11 protein-coding genes are annotated in these 9,926 nt (G+C 73.3%); 9 read left to right on the top strand and 2 right to left on the bottom strand.

From position 1 onward, the window contains the following. Positions 1-45: 45 nt before the first annotated feature. The 6 genes from G5C65_RS23215 to G5C65_RS23190 all read left to right on the top strand — a co-directional run bounded on the left by G5C65_RS23215 (position 46) and on the right by G5C65_RS23190 (position 6,899). Positions 46-1,188: a C45 family autoproteolytic acyltransferase/hydrolase gene (locus tag G5C65_RS23215; protein WP_165300856.1), complete on the top strand. Its 1,143-nt coding sequence runs from the start codon at positions 46-48 to the stop codon at positions 1,186-1,188. 49 nt (positions 1,189-1,237) lie between these two features. Beyond that, positions 1,238-2,965, top strand: coding sequence for an ABC transporter substrate-binding protein (locus tag G5C65_RS23210; protein WP_165300854.1), 1,728 nt, complete (start codon positions 1,238-1,240; stop codon positions 2,963-2,965). Between the two features lie 6 nt (positions 2,966-2,971). Next, complete coding sequence (locus G5C65_RS23205; RefSeq protein ID WP_165300853.1) at positions 2,972-3,922, top strand: ABC transporter permease; 951 nt, start codon at positions 2,972-2,974, stop codon at positions 3,920-3,922. After that, positions 3,919-4,842, top strand: coding sequence for an ABC transporter permease (locus tag G5C65_RS23200; RefSeq protein ID WP_241265987.1), 924 nt, complete (start codon positions 3,919-3,921; stop codon positions 4,840-4,842). The genes G5C65_RS23205 and G5C65_RS23200 overlap by 4 nt, the downstream gene beginning before the upstream one ends. 7 nt (positions 4,843-4,849) lie before the next feature. Continuing rightward, positions 4,850-5,959, top strand: coding sequence for an ABC transporter ATP-binding protein (locus G5C65_RS23195; protein WP_165300852.1), 1,110 nt, complete (start codon positions 4,850-4,852; stop codon positions 5,957-5,959). Positions 5,960-6,056: 97 nt separating this feature from the next. Then, on the top strand, positions 6,057-6,899 hold the full coding sequence (locus G5C65_RS23190) for an ABC transporter ATP-binding protein (RefSeq protein ID WP_165300851.1): 843 nt from the start codon (positions 6,057-6,059) through the stop codon (positions 6,897-6,899). A 33-nt stretch (positions 6,900-6,932) separates the two neighbouring features. Here the strand turns inward: G5C65_RS23190 and G5C65_RS23185 are convergent, their stop codons facing one another. Further along, the gene (locus tag G5C65_RS23185) at positions 6,933-7,802 is read right to left on the bottom strand and encodes a helix-turn-helix domain-containing protein (protein WP_165300850.1); all 870 of its coding nucleotides are present in this window, start codon (positions 7,800-7,802) and stop codon (positions 6,933-6,935) included. 158 nt (positions 7,803-7,960) lie between these two features. Between G5C65_RS23185 and G5C65_RS23180 the strand changes: the two genes are divergently transcribed. Then, positions 7,961-8,719, top strand: a complete 759-nt coding sequence (locus G5C65_RS23180; protein WP_165300849.1) for an SDR family oxidoreductase — start codon at positions 7,961-7,963, stop codon at positions 8,717-8,719. Between the two features lie 19 nt (positions 8,720-8,738). Here the strand turns inward: G5C65_RS23180 and G5C65_RS23175 are convergent, their stop codons facing one another. Next, positions 8,739-8,933 carry a hypothetical protein gene (locus G5C65_RS23175; protein ID WP_165300846.1) on the bottom strand — a complete coding sequence of 65 codons (195 nt, stop codon included), beginning with the start codon at positions 8,931-8,933 and terminating at the stop codon, positions 8,739-8,741. A gap of 294 nt (positions 8,934-9,227) precedes the next feature. Here G5C65_RS23175 and G5C65_RS23170 point away from each other — a divergent pair, with 294 nt between their 5' ends. Continuing rightward, positions 9,228-9,608 carry a hypothetical protein gene (locus tag G5C65_RS23170; protein WP_165300848.1) on the top strand — a complete coding sequence of 127 codons (381 nt, stop codon included), beginning with the start codon at positions 9,228-9,230 and terminating at the stop codon, positions 9,606-9,608. Beyond that, a partial coding sequence (locus G5C65_RS23165; protein WP_165300847.1) for a hypothetical protein occupies positions 9,580-9,926 on the top strand: 347 nt, incomplete at its 3' end. The genes G5C65_RS23170 and G5C65_RS23165, both read left to right, overlap by 29 nt.

Below are 9,926 nucleotides of genomic sequence, written 5' to 3'. Positions count from 1 at the left end.
CCCTCCCCTTCGGCCACCCCCTCCCATCCGGCCGCTCTCCCGGCCATCGAGATCTCCGGCCCCCCGCTGGAGCGCGGGCGGCAGTACGGCGAGGCGTCCCGCGCCCGGGTGCGCGCCGCCCGGGAGTACTACGAAGCGGCGTTCGGCGCCTCCTCCGGGCTGACCTGGGAGCAGGTGACGGCCCGCGCGGCCCGCTGGCTGGAGCCCGTGCGGGCGTTCGCGCCCGAGCTCCTGGAGGAGATGCGCGGCATAGCGGACGGCGCGGGCCTGGAACTGCTGGACGTGCTGGCGCTGAACGCACGGGGCGAGGTGATCTACGACAAGTCGTTCGCCGCCATGGGCGAGGAGAGCGGGGCGGCCGAGGAACGTGCCGACGGCTGCACCTCGTTCGCGCTCCACGGCCCGGCCAGCGGCGACGGACATGTCTACGCCGGGCAGAACTGGGACTGGCGGGCCGGTGTGGCGGACACGCTCGTGCTGCTCCGCGTCGTGCAGCCGCCGAAGCCGACGCTGGTCATGCAGGTGGAGGCCGGGCAGATCGGGCGGCAGGGCGCCAGTTCGGCCGGGCTCGCACTGAACGCCAACGGTCTGGGCGGCCGGTTCGACGACGCGATCGGGCTGCCGCAGACGGTCGTACGCCGCACCGCACTGGACCAGCCCTCGGTCACGGACGCGCTGGACGTGCTCTGCCGCGCCCGCGCCCACATCGCCAGCAACGCCCTGCTGACCTGCCGCGAGGGCTTCGCCATCGATCTGGAGACCACCCCGGCGGGGCACGGCTGGCTCTATCCGACGGACGGGCTGCTGGTGCACGGCAACCACTATCAGGCAGGGCTCCCCGGGCCACTGGCCACGCAGGGCTACCGCCCGCTTGCGGCCGATTCGCTGGTCCGGGTGGAGCGCGCGGAGCAGGGGCTGCGTGCGCTGCGGGACGCGGCGGCACCCGCCGAGTCGCGCAAGGTGATACGGCAGGCGATGTCCGACCACCTCGGCCACCCCGAGGGCATCTGCACCCACCCCGATCCGCGCAAGCCGGAGCTGAGCCGCTGGACGACGCTCATCTCCTCGCTCGCCGACCTCACCACCGGGGACTACTACGCCACTCCCGGCACCCCCTGCGACCACGAGTACCAGCACCTCCCCTGGAACCTCTACGACGGCCCGTACGGCGACAGCAGACCAGCCTGACGGGGCGGCCCGCCCCGCCAGGCGGTGCCCGATGCAAGGAGAGCAGCGCATGAAGCTCACGCACACCCGGCTCCGTCCGGCAGCCGCCGGACTCGCCGCCGTGCTCGCGCTCGTCGTCACGGGGTGCAGTGGCGCGCCGAACAGCGGGCTGGGCGGCGGCCGGAGCGCCGCCCACCTCAAGCTGTCCCCCGCCACCGCGCCCGCCGACGAACCGCGCTCCACGGTGACCTGGATGCTGGAGGACGAGCCGGACTCCCTGGACCTGGACACCCGGGGCAGCAGTGCGGGCCGCACCGTGCTGACCAACGTCTGCGAGCGGCTCTACCAGCTCCGGCCCGACATGTCGGTCAAGCCCTGGCTCGTCTCCCGGGAGTCCCGCCCGGACCCCAGGACCCTGGTTCTCTCCCTGCGCAAGGGCGTCACCTTCCACGACGGCTCCCCGCTCACCGCCGACGACGTGCTGTGGAGCCTCAAGCGGCACGCCGCCGAGGACATGGAGCAGGCGGACGAGTTCGAGAACGTCAGAAAGCTGGCCAAGACCGGCGCGCACCAGATCACCATCACCTTCAAGAAGCCCGACGCCCTGTTCCGCCAGGCCCTCGCGGGTGACGCGGGCCTCGTCTACCGCCGCACACAGGTGGAGAAGGCGGGCAAGGAGTTCGGCACCCCGGGCCAACCGGACGCCTGCTCGGGACCGTACACCCTCAAGAACTGGAAGTCCGGCGACTCCATCACCATCGAGCGCTACGACGGCTACTGGGGCCGCAAGCCCCTGACCCGCCGCCTGGTCTTCCACTGGGCCTCGGACAGCGCGCTGGTCAACGCCCTGACGACGGGCGCGGCCGACGGTGTCTACGCCGGCTCGCCGAACACGGCCGCGGCCCTCTACGGCAAGAAGGGCCTCGCCCAGCACTACGGCCCCAGCACCGCGGCGCTCACCCTCATCCCCACCGAGCGGGGCGGCCTGGCCGACCCCAAGGTGCGGCGGGCGGTGTCGCTGGCCCTGGACCGCAGGGGCATCGCCCGGTCCGGCTACGGCGGCATGGTGGAGCCCTGGGCCAGCAGCATCGGCTCCGGCGCCTGGGGCTATGACAGACCCGTCTTCGCCGCGGCCCAGCGCGCGTTGCGCGCCTACGCCCCCGCCTCACCCGACGCCGACGACCTCACCCGCGCCAAGAAGCTGGTCAAGGAGGCCGACCGGGCACCCGACGAGCCGGTGGTCATCGGCACCGACGCCAGCCAGGGCCGCACCGTGGTGGCCAACGCCCTGCGGGCCGCGCTGCAGCGCGTGGGGCTCAAGGGCCGGATCAAGACGGTGCCCACGGCCCAGTTCGAGGAGTTCTACAGCTCGCCGCAGGCCCGCGCCGACATCGATGTGCTGGTCGCCGACTGGTACATCTCCAAGAGCGACCCGCTGGGCTTCTACGACAACGCCCTCTCCCGCAGCTCGAACAACTGGGTGGGCTTCCGGGACGCCTCCTACGACGCCACCGTGCGCAAGGCGCTGAGCACGCTCGACGACGGCAAGCGGGCCCGGCTCGCGGTGCGCGCCCAGCACACGTTCGCGAAGCAGGCCGTGTGGATACCGGTCGCGCAGGTCCCCTCCGTCCTGGTGCTGAACGACCGTCTGACGGGACCGCCCGCGTCCATGGCGTATCTCTACTACCCGTGGGCGGCCGACCTCGGCGGCAAGGGCAAGGGCAAAGCCAAGAGCAAGGGCGGGGGCAACAGCAAGGGCGGGGCCGACGCGCCCTCCTCCCCGGCGACGAAGGGCTGACACACCATGCTCAGCAGACTCTTCAGACAGCTCGCGGGGCTCGTCGCAACGCTGTTCGCCGCCTCCTTCGTGATCTTCGCGGCGGTGTACGCGGCGCCCGGCGATCCCGCCGTCTTCCTCGCCGGCGGCCGGGACAAGCTCACCCCGGAGAAGCTCGCCGCCGTCCGCGAGCAGTACCACCTGGACGAGCCGCTCGTGGTGCAGTACGGCCGCTGGCTGTGGGACTGCCTGCACGGCGACCTCGGCCGCTCCTTCAAGTACGCGGACCAGGTGGCCGATCTGATCGCCTCCCGGCTGCCCACCACCCTCGCGCTCGTCGGCTTCGCCACGCTGATCTTCGTGGTCCTCGGCGTCGGCGCGGGTGTGCTCGCCGCCGTCCGGCGCGGCTGGGTCGACCAGGCGGTCGTCGGCGCCACCACCCTGGCGGCTTCGGTGCCCAGCTTCGTCGCCGCGATCGGCCTCGTCTCGCTCTTCGGGGTGCGGTTCGGCTGGTTCCCCGTGACGGGCGCCGGCTCGGGCTTCGGCGGCACGGTGCACCATCTGACCCTGCCCGCGCTGTCCATGGCACTCGGTGCGCTGGCCATCGTCAGCCGCGTCACCCGGCAGTCCATGCTGGACGCCGCCGCCTCCGACCATGTCGAGGCCGCCCGCGCCTCCGGCATACCCGAACGGGACATCGTCCGCCGGCACATCCTGCGCAACGCGCTGGGCCCGATCCTCACCATGTGCGGCCTGGTCACCGCGGGCATGCTCGCCGGAACGGTCGTCATCGAGACCGCGTTCGGCCTCAGCGGGGTCGGCTCCCTGCTGGTCAACGCCATCAACACCCATGACTTCCCGGTCGCCCAAGCCGTCCTGCTGCTGATGGTCACCGGCTACATCGTCGTCACCAACCTCGTGGACCTCGTGCACCCGCTGCTCGATCCCCGGGTGCGGGCGGAGAGGAGCGCGGCATGAGCGCACTGACCGCGGCACAGTCACCCCAGTCACCCCAGCCGCCCCGATCATCCCGGCCCCCGCAGGCGCCGCAGACACCGCGGGCCGCCCGGATACGGCGGCCGCGGCTGCGCCCCAGACAGCCCCTCACCGTGCTGATCGCGGCCGGGTTCCTCGTCCTGGTGGTGCTCACCGCTGCGCTCGCCCCGCTGCTCGCGCCCTACGCCCCCGACTCCATCGACCTGTCGGCCTCCCTGGTGGGCACGGGCCGGGAGCATCTGCTGGGCACCGACGCCTCCGGGCAGGATCTGCTCTCCCGGGTGCTCCACGGCGCACGCACCAGCCTGATCGCCCCGCTGGCGCTGCTCGCGCTCGCCGCGCTGCTCGGGGTGACCCTCGGCACACTGGCCGCCTGGCGCGGCGGCTGGGTGGACACCCTGGTCTCGCGCCTCACCGATGTGATGTACGCCTTCCCCGGGCTGCTCTTCGTGGTGCTGATCATCGCGGTGTTCGGCGCGGGCATGACCACCTCGGTGCTCGCGCTGGCCCTCGCCTACGCCCCGACCATCGCCAAGTACACCCGCAGCCTGGCCCTCTCCGAGCGAGCCAAGCCCTATATCGACGCCTACCGCGTGCAGGGCATGGGCGGCGCCCGGATATGCGCCCGCCATCTGGTGCCCAACCTCGCCCGGTCCGTGGTCGGCTATCTGGTGGTGCTGTTCGGAGAGGCCCTGATGAGCCTGGCCACCCTCAGCTATCTGGGCTTCGGCGCCCAGCCGCCCAGCTCCGACTGGGGACTGATGGTGCAGGAGGGGCAGGCGGCCGTCGTCCAGGGCGCGCTGCTCCCCGCCATGGTGCCGGGCACGGCCATCGCCGCCGTGGTGGTGGCGTTCAACATCGTCGGCGTCTGGGCCGCCGACCGCCTCGGCAGCAGGAGGTAACCCCCTCATGACCACGACACAGCCGCTCCTGGACATCGCGGGCCTGACGCTCGAACTCCCCGGCACGGCCCGCCCGCTGCTCGCCGAGGTGACCCTCCAGGTGCGCACCGGCGAGGTGCTCGGCCTGGTGGGCGAGTCGGGCTCGGGCAAGTCGACGACCGCGAAGGCCGCGCTCGGCATGCTGCCGGCCGGCGGGCGCACGGAGGGCCGGGTGACCGTCGACGGCACCGATGTGCTCACGCTGCGCGGCGAGGCGCTGCGCGCCCACCGGGCCCGCACGGTGGCCATGATTCACCAGGATCCGCGCGCCGCCCTCAACCCCGTCCGCCGCATCGGTGACTTCCTCACCGAGCGGCTTGCCCACGCCGGGGTCACCGACCGCCGTGCGGCGCGCGCCCGCGCGGTCGAGCTCCTCGGCGCCGTCGGCCTGCCCGACCCCGCGCGGCATGTGCGGCAGCGCCCGCACGAGCTGTCCGGCGGGATGCTCCAGCGCGTCGTCATCGCGGGCGCGCTGGCCGCGGAGCCCCGGCTGCTGCTGGCCGACGAGGCGACCAGCGCGCTCGACGTCACCACCCAGGCCGAGATCCTCGACCTGCTGCGGACCCTGCGCGCCGAGCGCGAGACCGGCATGCTGTTCATCACCCACGATCTGCACCTGGCCGCCGCTTACTGCGACCGGGTGCTGGTGATGTACGCGGGCCGGATCGTGGAACAGCAGCCCGCGCCGGCGCTGTTCGCACACCCCCGGCACCCGTATACGCGCGGGCTGCTCGGCTGCTCGCCCACGCTCGGCGGAACGGCGGCGGACCTGCGCCCCGTGCCGGGCCGGCCGCCGTCGCTGGCCGAATCCTTCCCGGGCTGCCCGTTCGCGGCCCGCTGCCCGGAGGCGGAGCCGGAGTGCGAGACCTGGGCTCCGGTGGTCTCCCCGCTGGAGCCGGAGGGCGGGCCGGTGCCGAACGGGCCGCCGGTGCCGGCGGGAGAGGCTGCCTGTCGCCGGCTCCCGCTCGCCGCGTCCGTCGCACCCGCCACGCACGGGGCCACCGGAGCGTCCGGGGCGTCCACCGCGTCCGGGGCGTCCGAGGCGTCCGCCGCTTCCGGGGCGGAGGCTGCCCGATGACCCGGGGGGCACGGGCCCGGCCCCGGCCGTGCGCCTCCCGCCACCCGTCCGACCGCACAGGAAACGGCACAGGGAACCGCACAGGAAGGGGCGTTTGATGGCCGGGACCCAGGAGACGGGCCACGACGGGCCCGTGCTCAGCGTCGACGCGCTGCGCAAGACCTATCCGCTCCCCGGGGGCGGCCGGCTCACCGCCGCCGACGGAATCGGCTTCCGGGTGCCGCGCGGCGGTTCCCTCGGCATCGTCGGCGAGTCCGGCTCCGGGAAGACGACGGTGGCGCGCATGCTCGTCGGGCTGATCCGCGCCGACTCCGGCACCATCGCCGTCGCGGGCCACGTCCGGGGCTCCCGGCCGCCGCGGGGCAGGGCGGCCCGGCTGGCCAGGGCCCGGGAGGTCCAGATGGTCTTCCAGGACCCCTATCTCTCCCTCGACCCCCGGCTGACCGGCCGCCAGTGCCTGCTCACCGCGCTACGCCTGCACGGCGCCCAGGCCGCGGCGGCGGACGAGCGGGCCCTGCGCCTGCTCGACCAGGTCGGCCTCGGCTCCCGCGAGGCCGAGGCCCGCCCGCACGCCCTGTCCGGGGGCCAGCGCCAGCGCCTCGCCATCGCCCGCGCACTGGCCGTCGACCCGGCCGTGCTGGTCCTGGACGAGGCGGTGGCCGCGCTTGATGTCTCCATCCAGGCCCAGGTCCTCGGCCTGCTGGAGGAGATCCGCCGGGAGACGGGGGTGGCCCTGGTCTTCGTCAGCCACGACCTGGCCGTCGTGCAGTACATCACCGACGAGACGCTGGTGATGCGCCAGGGACGGGCCGTGGAGCAGGGCCCCACACCGCACGTGCTCGCCGATCCCCAGGACCCCTACACCCGCGCTCTGCTCGCCGCCGTCCCCCGCGAGGGCTGGGACCCGGCGGAGGCGGTGCGCACGGTCCGGGCGAGGTGAGCGGGGCGAGCAGAGCGAGCGGGGCGCGGCGCGTCAGCGCCCGGTACGGAGGGCGCTGGGGGTGACGCCGAGATGCCGCCGCATCGTGCGTGTGAGATGGCTCTGGTCCGCGAAGCCGCACGCGTCCGCGATCCGCGCGATCGCGGTGTCCGTACCGAGCAGCGCCCGGCGGGCGTGTTCGAGCCGCAGCCTCAGCACATACTGGTGCGGCGACTGCCCGGTGGACACGCGGAAGACCCGGGTGAGGTGCGAGGCGCTGACGCCGGCGACCCGGGCGAGATCGTCCAGGCTGATGCGCTCGGCGATGTTGGCATGGATGTAGTCGGTCACCTGCGCGAGCCTGCGCGGAGACAGACCGGAGGCCCCAGGCCCGGGTCCGCCGCCGCGGGAGGCGGCAACCTTGATCACATGTGCCGCGAGGGCCTGGACCAGCGACTGGGCGTAGAGCGTGTCGGCGGGACCGGAGCCCTCGTACTCCAGCACCAGGCGCTCCACCAGCATCGAGAGCAGCGGGTCGCTGCAGTGGTATCTGGGGGTGATCTCCAGCGTGCCCCGGAAGCCGCCCTCGTCCGCCAGCCTCTCCAGCCACCCGGGGTCGAGCGCGACGAGCATCAGCTCGACGTCCTCCTCCCAGCGCGGCCGGGCCGCCCAGCCGGCCGGGTTGATCAGGGACTGGCCGTGGTGGAAGCGCTCGCGGCGCACGAACCCGTCGGCGGACCAGCCCAGGTTGGTGGCCGCACCGGCGTGCACCACCAGCACATGGGTGTTCGGGCCGACCGCCGGCTGCGCCACGGAGGGCTTCCCCGCGGCCAGCTCCCGGTCGCGCTCGGCCACGGCGTGCCCGAGGTCGGTTCCGCTGCCCGACAAGTGCACGAGGTGCGGCTTGATCAGTGAGCTGGACACACATCCATTCTGGCCATACGGGTCACGTGATCGCATAACCGGCGGTCGGCTTCCGTGGTGCGTTTGTTCCAGAGCGGCCGGATCGTTCAAGAAGTGCCGGGCCCCGCCGGGTGACGGTGGTGGCGCACGTTGTGCCACCACCACGGAAGGAAGCACCCATGAGCGCGACGCACTCACTGTCCGGCAAGACCGTCCTGGTCGGCGCGGGGGCGAAGAACCTCGGCGGCCTGCTCAGCACCACCGTGGCCGCGGACGGCGCGAATGTCGTCATCCACTACCACTCCGACGCCACGGAGCCGGACGCCCGGCGGACCGCCGACGCGGTGGCGGCAGCGGGCGGCAAGCCCCTGGTCGTCCAGGGCGACCTGACGCGGGTGCCGGAGGTCGAGCAGCTGTTCAGCACCGCCAGGGACCACTTCGGCGGGATCGACGTCGCCGTCAACACCGCGGGGATGGTGCTGCGCAAGCCCATCGTGGAGACCACCGAGGAGGAGTACGACCGCATGTTCGCGGTCAACTCCAAGGCGGCCTACTTCTTCATCCGCGAGGCAGGCAAGCAGCTCAACGACGGCGGCAAGGTGATCACCATCGTGACCTCGCTGCTCGCGGCGTTCACCGACGGCTACTCGACGTACGCGGGCGGCAAGGCTCCGGTCGAGCACTTCTGCCGGGCCGCTGCCAAGGAGTTCGCCGGGCGCGGCATCTCCGTCAACAACGTCGCCCCGGGCCCGATGGACACCCCGTTCTTCTACGGGCAGGAGACCCCGGAGCGCGTGGTGTTCCACAAGTCGCAGGCGCTGGGGAACGACCTCACCAAGATCGAGGACATCGTTCCGCTGGTGACGTTCCTGGCCACCGACGGCTGGTGGATCAACGGCCAGACGATCTTCGCCAACGGCGGCTACACCACCCGGTGACGCCCGCGGCGCGGGGTGCTCACGGATCGTCGCCGCGGGCGGCCAGCTCCTCGCGCAACCACGCGGGCGCGAACCAGTTCTCCGCGTACTCCCGTGCGCACGGCGGGCACGCGTACAGGATCGAGCCCGGTCCTGAGCCCGACTCCACGGCCCCGATCATCACCGGGTCGTCCGTCACCTGGTGGCACCGCACGCACAGTCCACGGTCCGGCACGTGAGCTCCCCTCGTCCCCCTCGCCTCTCCCCCCGCGGGGGCTGGTGCCAGCCAACCGGATCGCTGCCGTGCGGAGCCACCGCGGGCGTGCCGTACTTCTGCTGCAACTTCGCTACAGCGACGGCCGGGGCCGGCGGCACAGCCGCGGACGCCCCTCGGTCAACCAGTGCCCGCCTCGATGTCACCCCCCGTTCCCCTTCCGCCGCTACGTTCACTGCCATCCGGTCGTCACGCCGTTCAGACCGTTCAGGACACCTGGACGGGCAGGGGCGCGAGCAGGCGCGAGGAGGTCCGGTGACGTTCCAGGAGACGTGGGCGGCGCCCGCGATTGCCCGCACCGGCCACAACGGCCACGACGGCCACGACGGAGTTCACGGAGTTCACCGGGCTCCGCCAGGGGGACGCGATCCCCGGCGGCCCGGCCTGCCCGAGCCCCCGGAGGGCGGGGACCCGCCCTCCGACCGGGGCGAACGCGACCTGGGCACCGCGCCGGAGCGGTACCTCGCGCAGCTGTACCTCACGGACAGCGGTCCCGGGCTGGATCCGGAGGGGGATCTCGCGGATGACGCGGATGATGCAGTGGACGCGGAGGACGGAGACGACATCGAGGAGACGTACCGGGCCGTCGGCACGCGAGGCGGCACCCGTGCGGGCGGCGCACCGCACCCGGGCTGACCGGGGGGCGGCGGGCTCGCGGCGGCAGCTGATCCGGCTGCGGGCCCCGGCGGCCGGAATCGTCTCGACACTCACCCTGGTCTCGTGCACGGCCAGCGGGAGCACCGGCTCGACCCCGGCCGAGGAGCTGTGCCACGGCTCCCTCAGCTCGCCGGCCGTCCGTGCCGCGCGCGTGCTGGGCCAGGAGCAGGAGTTCCACGAGAAGGAGAACGTCCCCTTCGACAAGGCCGCCCGCACCCTCCGCGCCAACTCCTACATCTCCACCTCCCGCACCGTCGTCTGCCGGGTCCACGCGGCGGTCGGCGGAGGCGGGGGCGG

This window comes from Streptomyces boncukensis (assembly GCF_011045075.1).
GTDB classification, from domain to species: Bacteria; Actinomycetota; Actinomycetes; order Streptomycetales; family Streptomycetaceae; genus Streptomyces; species Streptomyces boncukensis.
This window is presented reverse-complemented; position numbering and strand designations above follow the sequence as displayed.